The 16,217-nt window shown below is 64.0% G+C and carries 17 protein-coding genes; 9 read left to right on the top strand and 8 right to left on the bottom strand.

The window, feature by feature from the left end:
- Positions 1-35: 35 nt before the first annotated feature.
- Positions 36-179, bottom strand: coding sequence for a GPGG-motif small membrane protein (locus tag HIM68_RS00610; RefSeq protein ID WP_172168774.1), 144 nt, complete (start codon positions 177-179; stop codon positions 36-38).
- Positions 180-453: 274 nt separating this feature from the next.
- Between HIM68_RS00610 and HIM68_RS00605 the strand changes: the two genes are divergently transcribed.
- Both HIM68_RS00605 and ribA read left to right on the top strand, forming a co-directional pair.
- Positions 454-1,182, top strand: coding sequence for a CDP-alcohol phosphatidyltransferase family protein (locus HIM68_RS00605; RefSeq protein WP_172168771.1), 729 nt, complete (start codon positions 454-456; stop codon positions 1,180-1,182).
- 28 nt (positions 1,183-1,210) lie between these two features.
- Positions 1,211-2,599: a GTP cyclohydrolase II RibA gene (gene ribA / locus HIM68_RS00600; protein ID WP_172168769.1), complete on the top strand. Its 1,389-nt coding sequence runs from the start codon at positions 1,211-1,213 to the stop codon at positions 2,597-2,599.
- Here ribA and HIM68_RS00595 read toward each other — a convergent pair.
- The 5 genes from HIM68_RS00595 to HIM68_RS00575 are packed head-to-tail and all read right to left on the bottom strand — an operon-like array spanning position 2,514 to position 6,842.
- Positions 2,514-3,383, bottom strand: a complete 870-nt coding sequence (locus tag HIM68_RS00595; RefSeq protein ID WP_172168766.1) for a lysylphosphatidylglycerol synthase transmembrane domain-containing protein — start codon at positions 3,381-3,383, stop codon at positions 2,514-2,516. The two genes, ribA and HIM68_RS00595, sit on opposite strands and share 86 nt — an antisense overlap.
- Positions 3,380-4,285, bottom strand: a complete 906-nt coding sequence (locus HIM68_RS00590) for a hypothetical protein (protein ID WP_172168762.1) — start codon at positions 4,283-4,285, stop codon at positions 3,380-3,382. The genes HIM68_RS00595 and HIM68_RS00590 overlap by 4 nt, the downstream gene beginning before the upstream one ends.
- Positions 4,282-5,406: a glycosyltransferase gene (locus HIM68_RS00585; RefSeq protein WP_172168759.1), complete on the bottom strand. Its 1,125-nt coding sequence runs from the start codon at positions 5,404-5,406 to the stop codon at positions 4,282-4,284. The genes HIM68_RS00590 and HIM68_RS00585 overlap by 4 nt, the downstream gene beginning before the upstream one ends.
- Positions 5,403-5,786 (bottom strand): 6-carboxytetrahydropterin synthase, encoded by a 384-nt coding sequence (locus HIM68_RS00580; RefSeq protein WP_172168756.1) that lies wholly within the window; start codon positions 5,784-5,786, stop codon positions 5,403-5,405. Before HIM68_RS00580 ends, HIM68_RS00585 begins: the two co-directional genes overlap by 4 nt.
- A gap of 30 nt (positions 5,787-5,816) precedes the next feature.
- Positions 5,817-6,842: a zinc-binding alcohol dehydrogenase gene (locus HIM68_RS00575; protein ID WP_172168753.1), complete on the bottom strand. Its 1,026-nt coding sequence runs from the start codon at positions 6,840-6,842 to the stop codon at positions 5,817-5,819.
- A 100-nt stretch (positions 6,843-6,942) separates the two neighbouring features.
- On the opposite strand from HIM68_RS00575, the gene HIM68_RS00570 reads away from it, so the two are divergent.
- A complete protein-coding gene (locus tag HIM68_RS00570; RefSeq protein ID WP_172168750.1) occupies positions 6,943-7,731 on the top strand; it encodes a fructosamine kinase family protein in 789 nt (262 codons plus the stop codon).
- Position 7,732: 1 nt separating this feature from the next.
- Here the strand turns inward: HIM68_RS00570 and HIM68_RS00565 are convergent, their stop codons facing one another.
- Complete coding sequence (locus tag HIM68_RS00565; RefSeq protein ID WP_253903673.1) at positions 7,733-8,575, bottom strand: DUF4352 domain-containing protein; 843 nt, start codon at positions 8,573-8,575, stop codon at positions 7,733-7,735.
- A 160-nt stretch (positions 8,576-8,735) separates the two neighbouring features.
- On the opposite strand from HIM68_RS00565, the gene HIM68_RS00560 reads away from it, so the two are divergent.
- The 3 genes from HIM68_RS00560 to HIM68_RS00550 all read left to right on the top strand — a co-directional run bounded on the left by HIM68_RS00560 (position 8,736) and on the right by HIM68_RS00550 (position 11,731).
- A complete protein-coding gene (locus tag HIM68_RS00560) occupies positions 8,736-10,223 on the top strand; it encodes a sensor histidine kinase (protein WP_367647401.1) in 1,488 nt (495 codons plus the stop codon).
- Between the two features lie 36 nt (positions 10,224-10,259).
- The gene (locus tag HIM68_RS00555; RefSeq protein ID WP_172168747.1) at positions 10,260-10,931 is read left to right on the top strand and encodes a response regulator transcription factor; all 672 of its coding nucleotides are present in this window, start codon (positions 10,260-10,262) and stop codon (positions 10,929-10,931) included.
- A 65-nt stretch (positions 10,932-10,996) separates the two neighbouring features.
- Entirely contained in the window at positions 10,997-11,731 is a 735-nt protein-coding gene (locus HIM68_RS00550) for a phosphatase PAP2 family protein (protein WP_253903672.1), read from the top strand.
- A 76-nt stretch (positions 11,732-11,807) separates the two neighbouring features.
- Here the strand turns inward: HIM68_RS00550 and HIM68_RS00545 are convergent, their stop codons facing one another.
- Positions 11,808-13,664 (bottom strand): acyl-CoA dehydrogenase, encoded by a 1,857-nt coding sequence (locus tag HIM68_RS00545; protein WP_367647399.1) that lies wholly within the window; start codon positions 13,662-13,664, stop codon positions 11,808-11,810.
- A gap of 174 nt (positions 13,665-13,838) precedes the next feature.
- On the opposite strand from HIM68_RS00545, the gene HIM68_RS00540 reads away from it, so the two are divergent.
- The 3 genes from HIM68_RS00540 (at position 13,839) to HIM68_RS00530 (ending at position 16,197) form a co-directional block, all read left to right on the top strand.
- Positions 13,839-14,066, top strand: coding sequence for a hypothetical protein (locus HIM68_RS00540; RefSeq protein ID WP_172168744.1), 228 nt, complete (start codon positions 13,839-13,841; stop codon positions 14,064-14,066).
- A gap of 168 nt (positions 14,067-14,234) precedes the next feature.
- Positions 14,235-15,554: a dicarboxylate/amino acid:cation symporter gene (locus HIM68_RS00535; RefSeq protein ID WP_172168741.1), complete on the top strand. Its 1,320-nt coding sequence runs from the start codon at positions 14,235-14,237 to the stop codon at positions 15,552-15,554.
- A 202-nt stretch (positions 15,555-15,756) separates the two neighbouring features.
- Positions 15,757-16,197 carry a hypothetical protein gene (locus HIM68_RS00530; protein WP_172168738.1) on the top strand — a complete coding sequence of 147 codons (441 nt, stop codon included), beginning with the start codon at positions 15,757-15,759 and terminating at the stop codon, positions 16,195-16,197.
- Positions 16,198-16,217 lie beyond the last annotated feature (20 nt).

Raw genomic sequence — 16,217 nt, 5'->3', positions numbered from 1 at the left:
TTGCGGCAGGCAATGACAGTCCGGGTCCGGTGGCCTCAGGCGAAGAGGCTGACACCACCCGGCCCCACGAGGCAGCCGACGACGATGAGGACGATGCCCCACAGCAGCTGCTTGCGGAAGATGGCGAAGATGCCGGAGATGACGAGGATCGCTGCGATGATCCAGAGAACGAAAGCCATGATGAGCTCCTTATTTCTATTGAGTTGCCTCAGTCGAGGTTGGTTCATCCTTGCACAGAATTTCGGGCGAAATACGGCGTTCTTCGCCAACACGCCGGTTTGTTCGCAATCATGACCAGCCGGTGACTACTCCAGTGATTCCCGCTGCTTTCTCGGCGATAGCCGCCGGAAACGGTCGCTGTCCGTCAACTTCGTCTAGGGTGAAAGCTGAGAGTCTTTCACGCCGATCACGCCTGCAGGTGCGCGTGCTGACGTTTGAGGAGAAGAGCTGGCTGTGACCCGATCACGAACCGACGCCGAAGTCGGAAACGGTGCCGGCATCGGACCAGGGACAATGAGTGGTCCCGTGCGCAGCGGACTCGTGCCATTGTCTCTGCTCGCCGCCTCGGCGCTCGTCTCGATGGCCGTCAACCCCGAGGTGGTGACCGCGGTCGTCATGGTCGCAGTGATGGCCGTCGGCGCCGGACCCCGCCTCCGTCGAGGGCGTCCATGGACGCCTGCCGACGCGGTGACGACCGGCCGACTCGGACTGGTCGTCGTGAGCACCAGCCTGATCCTTGAATCCCCACCCGGCCTGAGCTGGCCGACCGTGATCGTCGGCTCGCTCGCACTCGCCCTCGACGGACTCGACGGATTCGTGGCCCGCCGAACCCAGGTCACCGAGGCGGGAGCCGGATTCGACGAGACGGTCGATGCCCTGTTCATCCTCATCCTCGCGTTCGCCCTCGTCCCGATGTGGGGGTGGTGGACGGCACTGCCGGGACTGTACTACTACGTCTTCCGCCTCATCACGGCGTTCCGTCCCCAGTGGCAGCAGCGGTTGCCGTTTTCGCAGATGCGCAAGGTGGTGGCCGCGGCTCAGGGCATCCTCCTCATCACGGCGGCATCTCCCCTGGCCCAAGCTCACGAATGGATCGGCTTCGGCGCGGCCGGGCTGGCCCTGGCCGCTCTCACTTGGTCATTCGGCCGCGATATCATCTGGCTCGAGCGTCATGCACGGTGACTACAACCATCCCTCCTATACTGCTGGAATGACGTCGATGCGCAGCCGCACCGGGACCGAGACCCTCGTTGTGGGACCGGTCAGCTCCCTGCCCACGGAGCACGGAACCTTCGCCATCCGATCATGCACCCTTCACGGAGTCGCACACACGGTGATGACGATGGGTGACCCCGCCGCCAGCGCCCGTCCCTTGGTGCGTGTGCACAGCGAATGTCTCACCGGAGATGCTCTGGGCTCGCACCGATGCGACTGCGGGGATCAGCTGAACGCCGCCTTGGCGGCGATCGCGGCCGAGGGCCACGGAATGCTCATCTACATGGCCGAACACGAAGGCCGCGGGATCGGTCTGGCCGCGAAGCTGCAGGCGTACGCACTCCAGGACGAGGGGCTCGACACCGTCAGCGCCAATCGAGCTCTCGGCCTGCCCGATGATGCCCGCGACTATAGGGCCGCAGCGGCGATTCTCCACGAGCTCGGCTGCCCGCGCATTCGACTGCTGACCTCGAATCCGAGCAAGCAGAGTGCGCTCGAAGAGTCGGGCGTCGACGTCGTGTCACGGGTTCACCTGCCCGTGGCCGACCGCCCCGAGAACAGCACCTACCTCGCCAGCAAACGACAGCGGATGAACCATGACGTGCCGTCTGACACCGATGCGCACCAGTCGCCCGGGAATCTGACCGGCACCGGTGAGGACATGTACGGCCTCCTGGCCGCGAACGAGGAAGTCGTCGCCCAACTCGCGCAGAGTCAGGACGGGTTCATCGCCACCCGCACCGGCGATGCCTGCTTCGTCTCCGGAACCACAGATCGGACCCATCTGCACCGGATCCGAGCACATGTGGGAGCGGTCCTCGTCGGCGCCCAGACCGTCATCGCCGATGATCCGCGGCTGACCGTGCGCGCGGTGTCCGGCCCCGACCCCGTCCGCGTCGTCCTCGATCCGCACGCCCGTGTTCCGGTGACGTCGACGGTGTTGAGCACCGGACCGACACCGACCGTATGGCTGATCGGCGCCGAGGCGGCTCCCAGTCCGAATGTCGGTGACCACGTCCGTGTGGTCCGTCTTTCCCCGTCGGCGACCCCGCAGGACATCATCGCCGTCGTCCGCGGCCAGGTGGCCGGGTCCATCCTCGTCGAAGGCGGCGGACGCACGGTCTCATCATTTCTGGCCGCCGGTGTTCTCGACCGTCTGTTCCTCACCACCGCTCCGGTCTTCATCGGAGACGGTGTGCCAGGTATCCGCTTCCGCGGAACCGAGGTGATGGCGAAGGCTCTGCGCACACCGTTCCGCCGTTTCGAACTCGGCGACGATATGTGCACCGAATATCTGCTCAGTCCGGCTGCCGTTGCGCATTCGCAGCCGAGTTCGGCTGCGCAGGGACCGGCAGTCGGCGCCTCCCCGCAATCCGCACGGTGACAAGTCCGGGCAGGGTGGAGATCACCGCGAGCAGACCGTAGCCGGTCGATGCGGTGACAGCGGTCTCCATCGATACGGAGATTCCAGCGGCGATGAGGCTGACGCTGAGTTCGCGCACTCCCCATCCGCCGACACCGATCGGAAAGCTCATCGCGGCGAGTCCGACGACTGCGAGAACCGGCACGATCGGGCCACCGAGAGCGGCCATCGCGATGAGATAGAGCACGAAGAGGGCCGTCATACCCAGGGCCGAGGACAGCCAGACGATGAGGCTGCTCCGCCGATCCATTCCGCGCATTCCGCAGACGGTGGCGACCAGCGCCAGGGCGGACACGGCCGCGGCGAGAATCGCCAGTCGGCCGGAGACGCCGATGAGGCTGAGAGCGGCAGCGGCGAAGAGGAGCGTCGTCGTGCTCAGCCGTTCGGCCCCGACTGCGGTCAGCGGCGACCACCATCTCTTCGTCCCCGTGTGACGGTAGACGGCGACTCGGGCCAGGTCTCCGCCGAGGCCTCCAGGCAGAACCATATTCAGCAGTGATGAGGAATAGCAGTCGGCGAGCGCCCGTGACCAGGTGATGGCAGTGCCTCTGTAGGCGAGCAGCAGTGTCCAACGCAGCGCCTGAGCGCCGGTCATGACGAATCCGCACGCGAGTGCGGCCAGGACTGTCCAGACGTTGAGGACCTGCCATCCGTCGACGAGTGCTCGAGCGCCGACGACTCTCACCGTCAGAGCCAGCAGCGCGACGGTGATGACGAGCATGAGTGCCCTCTTCGCCCAGGTCATGTCATCTCTGTCCCGACTGCCGGGGTGGTCATACGAACCGTTGGGTTCTCCCGTTCGCGTGCACGGTCGGTCGGATCGATGAGCACATCGAGGTGGTCGACTCTCACGATCAGTCCCGAGTCCAGCTGGGCCTGCCGTTGTGTCCACCAGTCCCGTGCGGCTGCGGCGAGCGCAGGGTCTTCCTCACAGGCTGCGTCGAGACGTTCGGAGAGGAATCTGGCGAGGAAGGTCCGGTCGGCTGGGGCCGTGAGATGCCAGGGGCTGGGGCCCTTGACTGCGGTGAGTCCGTGTCGGCGGGCGAGGTTCATGAGGCGTTCTGGCGCGTGGTGACCGAGCCTGCCGTCGCGATGCTGGTGGGAGGTGAAAGCTGCATCGACGGCTGCGTCGTGCGGATGGACCGGGTCGAGCTCCCACCCACCGACGATGCTGAGCAGGAACAGTCCGAGGCCGTCGTGGTCTTTGAGAGTGCGGACAACGGCGATGAGGTCGGTTTCTGTGAGGACGTCGAGGAGGGCACTGCAGGTCAGCAGCATCTGAGAACCGTGGAATTCGGATGCGGAGAGCAGCTCAGCACTGACAGTTGGGAGGGCAACGATCGGGGTGCAGATCGTCTGTGCGTGCGGAAGTGCCGTTGCCGCAAGGTCGAGGGAGGCTTGGTCGGAGTCGAGGAGGATCCAATTGATCTCCCAGTCAGGCAGGCGAGTGCGCAGAGCGGTGTCGAACCATAGCGCCGAGTTTCCGGTGCCTGCTCCGATGTCGATAGCGAGCAGCGACTTCGTGTCCGGCTCGGTCTCTGCGCTCAGACGGGCGACCGCGTGATCGAGCAGATGCAGCGACTCCTGCCGTGCCGCGTCATCGATGGGACGGCGCAGTTCCAGCCAGCCGGGTTCGGCCGCAGTCACGCGCCGCTCCTCTGGGATTCATCCGCCACTCCGTGCGCTCCGTGCAGTGGAGCCGAGGCAGGTGGTGCGGCCCGATTTGAGCGGTCGCCGGTGACGCGCACGACTACGGCGACGGTGTCAGCCCAAGAGCGAACGGAGTTGGGTCGGTTCCGGTGGGCCGAGTCGGCAAGTTCGCTGCGGAACTCGTCGTCGGTCAGCCAGCGGTGCAGCGCCTGCGTCCACGCGCCGACGGTGCGGGGGAGGCCGAGTCCGGCCCCGAGGGGCTCTTCGGCTCCGGTTCCGGCGGTGACGAAGGCGGGGATTCCGGCAGCGGCCGCCTCGGCGACGACCATCCCATAAGCCTCCGAGTGCGAAGGCAGCACCAGCAGGGAGGCGCGGCCGTACAAGGCATCGATCTCGGCGGGGCTGAGTTCTCCGACGATGTCGGCTCTGCCCGCGGGCAGGTTCCGGCACGCCGATTGCAACCGGCGGCCGTATTCGGTGTCCACAATCGGGCCGGCGAAGGTGACCCGCCATGGCAGTTCTGCAGCCGCTTCATCGTGTACTCGGTCGTCGGATCGTGCTGGATCCTGGGCCATCATCTCTGTCACGGCTTCGGTGATGAGCAGCTGTCCTTTGTTCTCCTCGATGGCACCGATACACACGACATGGCTTCCACGGCCGCCTGTGCTCTGTGGGCGGGCAGGGTTTCCGGGCACGGCTGCCTCGGCACGGATCCCGTATCGGGATTCCAGACCCGCAGCGGTGAATCGGCTCGTGGTGATGACCGCGGGTGCCGAACTGACGACCTGCCGTTCGCGGTCGCGACCGACACTGTCATCACTGTCAGCCAGGCAGTGGATGAGCGGGAGGAGTCGACCCTGCCCGTTGCGGTTCATGTGCGCAGAATCGGCCATCACCTCGGGCAGAGCGGTGGCGATGAGCCCATCGAGGAGGACGGGGCCGGGCACTGCGGCCAGGAGTTCGTGCACTGCTGCTGACTCGGCTGGTCCCGGTTCAGCCCAGGAACCGGGCACCGAATGGAGCACGATCTGAGATTCGGATGCCTCGGCGAGTGCCCGGTTGAACGCCGCTCCCCCACTGATGCGGCCGAGGTCGGGTTCAATGAGGTGAAGGCTCACGTCCGCTCCGGAACGGTGTATGTGATCGCTGCTCGTGGATTCTCACGCAACTCGATTCTGATGCCGATCTCGGGGCGGTCAGCCAAGGATTCGGCGAGGCGCTGACCGATGTACTCGGCGATGGCTTCGGTTGTGCTCAGCCTCCCGGCGAAATCCGGGTGTTCGTCGAGGTTCGCATAGCGCAGTGTGGTCAGTGCCTGATCGAGCAGACTCATAGCCTCTCCGATGTCGAGGACGACGGAATGTTCGTCCAAACTCCGACGGGTGAAGGAAGCTGAAACGTCGAGTGTGGCCCCGTGCATTCCTTGGGCGGGTCCGAAGAATTCGTCGGCCAAGCTGTGGGCGATCATCACATGGTCGTTGACAGTGAGTCCGTACATCAGATTCTCCTTCTCATCCGGTGGGCACGATTATTCATCGAGCGGGGACTGATGTTCAGTGGCGACTGTGGTGTAGTCGAGGACGTGGCAGAGAGTGGACCGGGCGAGGTCATTGCCGTCATCACCGCTGAGTTCGTCCATGATCGTCGGCAGCTCCGCCCAGTCGGAGACTCCGGTGATGAGGGAATCGAAGCGGTCATCGCTGAGAGCCTCCAGGGCCGTGTTCATCCGTTGGGCGCGGGTGCGCCTGGCTCGGTGGCCGACCGCGACCTCACCGACCTGGGAGGCGATGATGCTCAGTCGGCGGGCGTGGAAGTCTGCGCCGAGCGGCACACTGGGGCTGTCGCTGCCGTACCAGGAGGCTTCGATCACGGTGGCGTCGTCGCCGATGATTTCGAGTCCGCGGGCCAGTCCTGCTTGGCTCCCGGAAGTGTGGATGACGAGGTCGCAGTCGGAGGAGGCGGCGTCCGGGGCGAGCGCGGTGAGGCCGAGGTCGGTGAGCAGTGTGCGTCTGTGCGGATCGGTCTCGACGATTTCGAGACGGTCGAGCGGCATTCGAGAGGCCAACAGTGCTGTGGCTGTGCCGATCATCCCCGCACCGATGACGGCGACACGGTCGGCGAAGCGCGGCGGCTGCTGCCAGAGGATGTTGAGACCGGTTTCGACGGCGCCGGCCAACAGCGCCCGATGGTCGCTGATGGACTCGGGGACGAGGTGGGCATCGGACGTGGTCACAATGTGATGGGAGTGGTGCGGCAGCAGGCCGAAGACGCGAGCGCCGATCCAGTCCCGCGGCCCTTCGTCGACGACCCCGACACCGAGGTAGCCGTACGACACCGGGAACGGAAAGTCGCCGAGCTGGTGAGGAGCCCGCATCAGGGTTTCGACGCGGGCGGGGATCCGGCCGGTATGGACAAGTGATTCGGTGCCTTTCGACACCGCCGAGGCGGTCGTGGCGATCCGCAGCTCGTCCCCTGAGTCGGGGTTCACATGCGGGGTGGGCACTTCACGCCAGCCCCCTTGCCGGGCGGCTTCGGTCCAGTACTGCCAAGCCATATCTCGATCGTACAGGCGCCTCAAGCGTGATGCGGACCCCGACGACGCCCGTGACCGTGATCAGGCTGATAGTCGGCGATCGGACCACTACTCTGGGACCATGACTGATTTCCTCAAACTGCGGAAGTCCGCCCCGAACGGCTTCTTCGCCGCCGAGGCCGCCGGCCTGAGATGGCTGGCCGAACCAGGTGTGGTCCCGGTCGTCGAAGTGTTCGAGCACGGGCCGGATTTTCTCCGGCTGCGCCGTCTTCGAGAGACCGGTCCCGACGCCGAGGCGGCCGCGACCTTCGGTCGTGACCTCGCCCGGCTCCACGATGCAGGTGCTCCCGGTTTCGGTTGGTCACCGAGCCCGCAGTCATTCTTCGGCCCCCTCGACAGTCCCTTCGAGGTGCCTGCCGAGCCCGTCGACGACTTCACCGACTATTGGGTCGAGCAGCGCTTACGACCTCTGACCGCTGCGGTTGCCGGGGATCTCAGGGGTGAGGATCGGGCAACGGTCGCCTCGGCGATCGATGCCATCGCGTCTGGCGCCTTCGCCGGCGTCTGCGGTGAAGGCGAGGAAACCCCGGCGCGCATCCATGGGGACCTGTGGGCGGGGAACCTCATGTGGACGCCGACCGGAGTGACGCTCATCGATCCGGCCGCACACGGCGGCCACCGACTGGAAGACCTCGCTTTGCTCGCGCTCTTCGGCACCCCGTTTCTCGAGGAGATCTTCTCCGGCTACGAGCAGGCCCACCCGATGCCGGACGACTGGCAGGAGGACCTGCCCGCGCACAGCTTCTTCGCTCTGCTTGCCCATATCCGTCTGTTCGGCCGCGGTTTCCTCGCGCAGACGGTCGGTGCCGCCCGGTCGATCATCGACCGGGCGGCACGGCTGAAGGGCTGATTCACTTCAAGGAGATCTCAACCGGGTCGGAGAACAGTCCGCCGGAGAAGGTCAGCGTGTTCGGATCGACGTCTTCGGGCACATCGAAGACGAGAACGCCTTCGGCAGTGTTGCCGGGATTGATCTCTTCAAGGAAGAGGATATTGTCTTCTGCTGCGTAGATTCCGGCTTCGGAGTCAGCTGAGTAGGTGTTGCCGGCGTCGTCACCGAGTTTGATGTCGTCTTCGAAGAAGTAGTTCGGTTCCGATCCGGTGTTCTTCACTGCCAGGCGGATCTGGACGAACTCTCCCTGCGCCTGGGCATTGAGGAATTCGTCACCGACCTGTGAGACGCCGTCTTCGACCTTCGCAACCGTGATCTCCCAGTCATCGGCGGCCACAGTGTCTCCGATTCCGTGTGAGGCTTCTGCCTTGTCTGCCATCTTCTCTTCGGCCTTCTTCTCGGCAGAGGCTCCGTCGGCCTCGGTTGAGCCGGCCTGCTGTCCGTCGGCAGAACTCGTGCCTGACGAGTCCGTCGACGTGTCGTCGCCTCCGCCGCCGAGTGCGCTGAACATGGCGATGACGACGATGATGACGATGAGCCAGAACCACCAGCGCTTGAGCAGCGGCTTCTTCTGCTTCGGCGGTTTCTGACCGAAGCCGCCAGGCTGCTGCGGCGGGTAGGGGCCACCCGGGTTACCGCCTCCGGCACCGGGATGGGCCGGTGCCCATTGTTGCTGGTTCCCGTACTGTGGAGCCTGCTGGGGATGGGGCTGGTGCTGGGGGATGCGGTACTGCGGGCCGTGAGGGGTCTGCGGCGAGGACGGGGGCTGCGGCGGGTTCTGGGGGCTCTGCGGCTGGGACATGACGCTCCTTCGAGGATGCTTGACAGCTGATGTCTCGAGCTTCGTTCGTCGCTCGTTCGAGCGCGTCCGCCTTCGGGCTGGTCTTACAGAGCCGATCGGTTGACGGTGCCTGGCCGATCGATGGACTACATGCGTCAGTGCCGGCGGTTACGATTCTTCTGTGTCAGCTCATCCCGTCCCTCCGACCGTTCCCGGTCGTGAGCCCCAAGAGTCCGGCCCGGCGGTCGGTCGGCGGCTGCGGCCGCCTCGCCGACTCCCCCGCGGCGTGCGCATCGTCCTCGGCATCCTCGTCAGCGTCGTTCTCTATGTTCTCGGGATCTTCGTCTCCGCGATGGCCGTGACGGCCAATGCCTGGGCGTTCACGGACGGTGAGCTCAATGACATCGGAATCGTCGCTGTCCTCCTGCTCTTCCTCGCGTGGATCACAGTGTTCGTGCGCCGACGGTGGCCGTGGGTGCCTTTCATCATCGGAGCCCTGCTGACCGCCGGCTGGGGCGATGCTCTCCTGCTGCTCATCGCGCTCTTCCACCTCGTCATCCGCGCTCCCAAGCGCCAGGCCGTCATCGCTTCGACAGTGGGCGTTGCCCTGGTCGTGTTCTCGACAGTGAGGATGCGCCTGGCAGCGCCGGAGCACAATCCTTTCGGTCTCTTCTTTCTGCCCGACCCGACGCAGGTGACTGATGCCGAGGCCATGGTTCCTGCCGACGAGTCCCTCTTGGCGATGACGATCGTCACTGTGACTGCAGCGCTCATCGGTCTGGGCGTCAGCCTCGGTGTCGGTGTGCTGCTGCGGCGGACGAAGCGGATGCGGGCGGTGGAGTCCATCGCCGAACGGGAGACGCTGCGCAGCGAGTCCTTGTCTGCCGAGCTGGCCCGACAGTCCGAGCGGGAAATGCTGGCGCGAGAGCTCCACGACACTCTGTCTCATCGTCTGTCGGTGATCTCACTGCACAGCGGTGCGCTGGAGGTCGGTGCGGGCACGGATCCGGAGGTAGCCTCGACTGCCTCTGCTCTCAGGCAGGAGGCACGGGCGTCCGTGGAGGATCTGCGCCATCTGGTCGGAGGGGTCAGAGACGGCAGGCTCCATGATCCGAATCCCCAGCAGGAGTCGACGGCACCTCCGAATCAGGCGTCGATGCGGTCGATCCCGGCGCTCATCGCCTCCGTCCAGTCGACCGGATTGGTCGTCCGGCCCTCCGTCATGCTCCAAGACGTCGATGCCTGTCCTGCCGGCCTCGACCGGGCGATCTATCGCATCGTCCAGGAGGCGCTGACGAACGCAATGAAGCATGCACCCACAACACCGGTCACTGTCGAACTGACCTTTTCGGCCGCGGACGGCGCCCGGATCTCCGTACGCAATCCGGTGTCGGCCCCGCCGAGGCCGACTCAGTCGCCGTGGGCTCCTCCCGCCGAAATCCAAGCGCAATGGGGTCCGCCGGTCGACGGACCATCACCGGAGTCGCCAGCGCACCTCGCTTCGACCGGGTCGGGAGCCGGACTGATCGGCATCCGCGAACGCGTGGATCTGTTCGGCGGTGAGACCTCGATCGGAGTCCGCGACGGAGATTTCTGCGTGGACGTGACCTTTCCACCGCTGTCGACCGCGGCGGATGACTCGACCTCCGGTCCTCCCCTGCAGCAGTGACGTGTGGTGTCCGTGCCCTCGGGTAATGTGACATGCATGAACTCAGCCGACTCTCCGATCCGCGTCATGGTCGTCGATGACGATGCCATGGTCATCACCGGGATCAGGGGAATTCTGCAGGCAGCCGACGATATCGAAGTCATCGCTTCGGCAGCCAGCGGTGAAGAGTCCATCGAGAAGGCCACTCTGCACTTCCCCGATGTCGTGCTCATGGACATGCGGATGCCGGGGATGGGCGGCATCGACGCGACCGAACGTCTCCTCAACGGGGTGCGCCCGCCGAAGGTGGTCGCCCTGACCAGTATGAGCACCGATGACTATCTTCTGCGTGCTCTCGAAGTCGGCGCCGCCGGTTACCTCCTCAAAGACATCGGTCCGCTCGAGCTCGCCGAGGCGGTCCGCAAGGTACACTCCGGCGAACCGATCCTGGCACCGCAGGCAATGCGACAGATGATCGCGAAAGTCACCTCGAATCCCGACCGCAATCTGCAGCGGGAAGCGGAGCAGCTGCTGGCAGAACTGACCGAACGGGAGTTGGAAGTGGCACAGCTCGTTGCCGAAGGCCTGTCGAATTCGCAGATCGCCCAGCAGACCTTCATGAGTCTGGCGACCGTGAAGACACATCTCAACCGGATCAACATCAAGCTCGACACTGACAATCGTGTGCGTGTGGCGACGACGGTGGTCCGTGCCCGCGGACTCCTCTAAAAATTTACCGTGTCTTAATCCCGCACCGCAGAAGTGATTGCCCACTCCGTCTAAGATCGACACTGATGGTTGCTGAGTCCTACGTCGAATCCGAAAAGATAATCGGCAGCCCCTCAGATCGCAGTCAGTGGACACAACGAGCACAGGGGTTGCTGTCCTGGGCAACCTCATTCTGGGTCTTGGCCGCCGCTTTCATCGTCGTCACATTCGCCGCGGCAGGCCCGCTGCGAGTCTGGGACTACAAGCTCAATCGACGGTGGCTCTATCTCTTCGAACCCGATCTCGTCTGGTTCTTTCAGCACGTCCTCGACCCCATCGCAGGCCAGGCCGTCTGTCTTCCCGTCTTGGCGATCACCGCCATCGTGCTTGCGCGCAAACGTCGGTCCTGGCGACCGGTCGTCTTCGCGGTCGCTGTCGAAGCTGCCTTCTATCTCGGCATCGGCTCACTCAAGGTGCTCTTTGCCCGCCCGTCGACGACTCTGCATGATCCGCGGTTCTTCGAAGGCGGTCTCATCGACATCGGCGGCCGCGGAATCAGCTACCCCTCAGGGCATGCCTCCGAAGCGGTGCTCATCTACGGTGCTGTCGCCTACCTCATCGTCACCTATGCGGATGTCTCGACGAGAACCGCGCGTCTGCTGTGGTTGGGTGTCGCCGCCGTCAGCGTGAATTCCGTGGTCGTGTCCTTCGCTCTCGGCTGGCATTGGGCCACTGACCTGATCGGCGGCCTGCTCATCGGCGGAGTGTTCCTTCGGCTGCTCATCATCGCCGACAGACGAAGACCCGACTGCAGCGTCTGAGCCTCAACAGACAGATACCCGCCATCCGCATGTGAAGACAGATGACGGGTATCCAACTGTCAGTTCTTGAACGAACTCACAGCCACGAGTCGTCGAGGTCGGCAAACGTCGTCTCTCTGCTCTCCACGAGATCGAACCAAGGACCGGTCTGCGGCAGTTCGTGAGCAAAGAAATACCGCGCCGCGGCGATCTTTCCTTTGAGGAAAGCAGAGTCGCCACGTTCACCGATGGTCGTCTCGGCGGCCATGCCCTGCTGCAGCCACAGCCAGGCCATGACCGTGTGGCCCACTGCTTCCAAATAGGTCCACGCATTGTCGAGAGCCACCGTTGGATCCCCGCTCGACCACACTGCGGCGGTCACGGATTCGATCCGATCGACGGCCTTCTTCAGCGCCGCGGTCTCGGCGCACCAGTCGGAGCGGTCGGCCGCCTCGGCGAGGGTCTCCCGCATCTGCTCCAGCAACACCTGCAGACCGACCCCACCCTTCATGACGACCTTACGGCCGAGCAGATCCTTGGCCTGGATGCCGTGCGTGCCCTCGTGGATCGGGTTGAGCCGATTGTCGCGGTAGAGCTGTTCGACATCGTGATCGCGAGTGTATCCCGCTCCGCCGAGCACCTGAATGGCGTGGTCGTTGGCTTTCAGGCACCACACACTCGGCCAGGTCTTGACGATCGGGGTGAGCACATCGAGCAGCAGTGCCGCACGATCCCGCTCGACTTCGGAATCAGCAGTTTCGGATTCGTCGAGCAGACGCGCGGCATAGAGGATGAGCCCGAGCCCGCCCTCGACGTAGCTCTTCGACGACAGCAGCATGCGCCGGACATCGGAGTGCTCCGCGATCGGGATCGGCTCACCACCGGATCCCTTCGCACCGTCGGGACGACCCTGACGGCGATCGCGGGCATAGCGGAGGGCATCGAGGTACCCGTGGTACCCCAGTCCGACCGCACCTGCTCCGACACCGATGCGAGCCTCGTTCATCATGTGGAACATACAGGCCAGACCCTTGCCCCGCTCCCCCACGAGGTAGCCCACAGCACCAGCGGAACCGGCCGGAGTGTGCGTGCCCTCACCGAAGTTGAGCAGAGTGTTCGTCGTTCCGCGCCACCCCGTCTTGTGATTGAGCCCGGACAGAACGACATCATTGCGTTCACCGAGGCTGCCATCGTCGTTGACGAGGTACTTCGGAACGAGGAACAGACCCAGACCTTTGACACCTGGCTGGTCACCCTCGGCACGGGCCAGGACGAGGTGGACGATGTTCTCCGAGAGTTCGTGGTCGCCGCCGGAGATCCACATCTTCGTGCCGTGGACGCGGAACGCATCGTCGCCGCCCTGGGGATCCGGAACGGCTTTCGTGGTGACATCTCCCAGGGAGGATCCGACCTCGGGTTCGGACAGACACATGGTGCCGAAGAAGCGGCCGTCGAGCTCAGGCACTACGTACTTCTCGATCAGTTCTTCAGTGCCGTACTCAAGCAGCAGATTGGCGTTGGCCATGGTCAGCATCGGGTAGCTGGCGGTGCCGATATTAGCCGCCTGGAACCAGGCGAAGCAGGCCTTCGCGACCGTCTGCGGCAGCTGAATTCCGCCGACGCTCTCATCCATCGTCGCCGACAGCAGGCCGATGCCGGCGAACTGGTCGAGCGCAGACTTGATCTCAGGAATCAGCGTCACCGCAGTGCCGTCGAAAGTCGGTTCATTGAGGTCGGACTTCCGTGCATGGGTCGCGAACCGCTCCTTGGCAAGCTCCTCGCTGGCTTCGAGCACGGAGTCGAAGACTTCACGCGAATGGTCGGAGAAGCGAGGTCGGTCGCAGAGTTCGTCGACCTTGAGCCAGTCGTAGAGTTGGAACTCGATGTCCTTGGCGGAGAGGATGGATTCTGTCGCAGTCGTCAAGACGCCGTTGCCTTTGCTCTGTTCAGTCACGAGACCAAACTAGAGCTAAACGTTCGTTAAGTAAAGCGATTCGCCCTCTCACAGTGCAAAGGTTTGGCTATTGATCAGTTGTGAGGTCCGCCAGACGCTCCTCATCCCTGGGTTCAGGCCCCCGCGAGAGCTATAATTCTCTCTACAATCTGCGTGGGAATGGGGCGAAGGATCATGACCGCAGAAACGCATCGATCATCGAAGTTGGCAGAGACGATCGAAAAGTTCTCGAAGGCGTTCAAGAGCGCCAACATCGGCCAGGGGCAGAAGGTCGGCTACCTAGAGGACAGTTCCGAAGAACGGCTGCAAGCCACGGCCGAACACGAGGGAGTGAAGCTCTACCGCAATCCCGACGGCTCTCATCTCGCTGTCGACGAATCCCACTCGAGCTACGACGACTGATCATCGATCAGCCTGAGAGCTGATTCGTCGGCTCGAGCGAACATCAGCAGCCCGGTACACGGCCATCCGCGTGCCGGGTTCTGCTGTGCCCCAGGTAGGATCGCCAGGGCCCTGATGCCACGCCGACAAGTCGGCGGAACAACGATGCTGAAATGAAAGGCAGAGCCTATGCCCTCCCCCACTGCCTCGCCGGCGCAGACGTCTGATTCGAAGCCGCATCCATCGAGTTTCCTGCGGATCCTCCGCAACTACCGCTTCCCGCTCTTCATCCTGGCAGGAGTGGTCATCGGCGCGATCATCGGCCTCGTCTTCGGGGAACGTGCCACCGTCATCAAACCGTTCGGCACGCTGTTCATCAACATGATGTTCACTCTCGTCGTGCCGCTCGTGTTCTTCTCCATCGCCTCCGCGGTCGCGGGAATGTCCTCGGCCGCGCGACTGGGCAAGATCATGGGCAGCATGCTCGGAGTCTTCGCCGTCACCGGCATCATCGCTTCCATCGTCATGGTCGCCGCGCTGCGCATCTTCAACGCCACGGACGGCGTCCAGGTGGAGATGCAGGAGCCGGAGAACGTCGAGGACGTCGGGTCCATCGGCGACCAGCTCGTCCAGACCGTCGTCGTCGACGACTTCTCGAAGATCCTCTCCGCCGAGCACATGCTCGCACTCATCGTCTTCGCCGTCATCGTCGGCTTCGCCACCAGCAGGATCGGCGACGCGGGCAAGCCGTTCGCCCAGTTCCTCAACTCCGGCACCGAGGTGTTCCTCAAGTTCACCTCGATCGTGATGTACTACGCCCCGATCGGCCTCGGTGCCTACTTCGCCGCTCTCATCGGTGACCTCGGCTCCCAGCTCGTCGGGGACTATGTTCGCGCGTTCCTCGTCTACTACCCGGTGGCGATCGCCTACTTCATCCTCGCGTTCACGTTCTACTCCTTCCTCGCCGGCGGCCGCCGAGGCGTCTCTCGGTTCTGGGGCAATATCCTCGAGCCCACGGCGATCTCCTTGGGTACGTCGTCCTCGGTGGCGGCGATCCCGGCGAACCTGCGTGCCGGAGAGAAGATCGGCGTCCCCCGCGACATCCGGGAGACGATCGTGCCGATCGGTGCCACGATCCACATGGAAGGATCGAGCCTGTCCGCGATCCTCAAGATCGCCTTCCTCTTTGCCGTGTTCCAGCGCGATTTCTTCACCCTGGAGAACATCCTCATCGCCATCGCCGTGGCGCTGCTGGCCGGAATGGTCATGGCAGGAATCCCCTCCGGCGGCTTCATCGGCGAGCTCATGATCATCACCCTCTACAGCTTCCCGGCCGCGGCACTGCCGATCATCCAGATCATCGGAACCGTCATCGATCCCCCGGCCACCACCGTCAACTCCGTCGGCGATCAGGCGAGTTCGATGATGGTCGCCCGCATCCTCGACGGTAAGGACTGGATGGACAAGGCCGACGAGGATGATCACGATTCGGTTCCGTATGCTCAGTGAATCTGTCACACTCCCGAGCTCGCAGATTCGGTCAAGGCTCCTTCTGGCCGAATGTCTCGGAGATGTCATAGGAACGCAATAGAACTTCCGCATTTGCGACTCAGCGTCTCAGCTTCTGTTCAGATTCAGGCAAACGGCTCTCACCTGGGCTGACGATACTCAATTCCAGCAATGTTCCTGATCTGCAAGAGGAGATGTCACCATGCCCGCCTTCATCAGCACTCACGCCGCAAAGTGGGGCGTCGCCGCATTAGCCGGCCTCGCTTCCCTGGGTCTCGCAGTCGGTCCGCCAGCCGCCTCCGCCGATTCCGCGCCCGCATCCAGTGCCGCTCCGGCACCCCAGAGTTCGGGACACCCGAAGGGTACTGTCAAGTACGCGGACAGACTGATCACCGCCTACGGCATCGGTGATGCCGTGGTCGTGGATCAGCTCGCCACGAAGAACGTCGTCACTGCCCTCGCCGAGCACAACGACGGGCACGCCAAACGTTGGCATCGCACGTCAGCCGATTCCGGCAAGGGATACACCTGGGTGTCCTACACGAACCTGGACACACATGAGGTCATGAATCTGACAGTGAGAAACGCGACCGCCGCGGACAAAGGCCGCGATGCCGTTCGTGAGGTCGAGTTCGTCGGCTGAGAACGACCCATTGACATCCC

Origin of the sequence: Brevibacterium sp. CT2-23B, assembly GCF_013168765.1 — a bacterium.
GTDB classification, from domain to species: domain Bacteria; phylum Actinomycetota; class Actinomycetes; order Actinomycetales; family Brevibacteriaceae; genus Brevibacterium; species Brevibacterium sediminis.
Note: the sequence above shows the minus strand (reverse complement) of the source record. Positions and strands in the feature narration are given on the sequence as shown.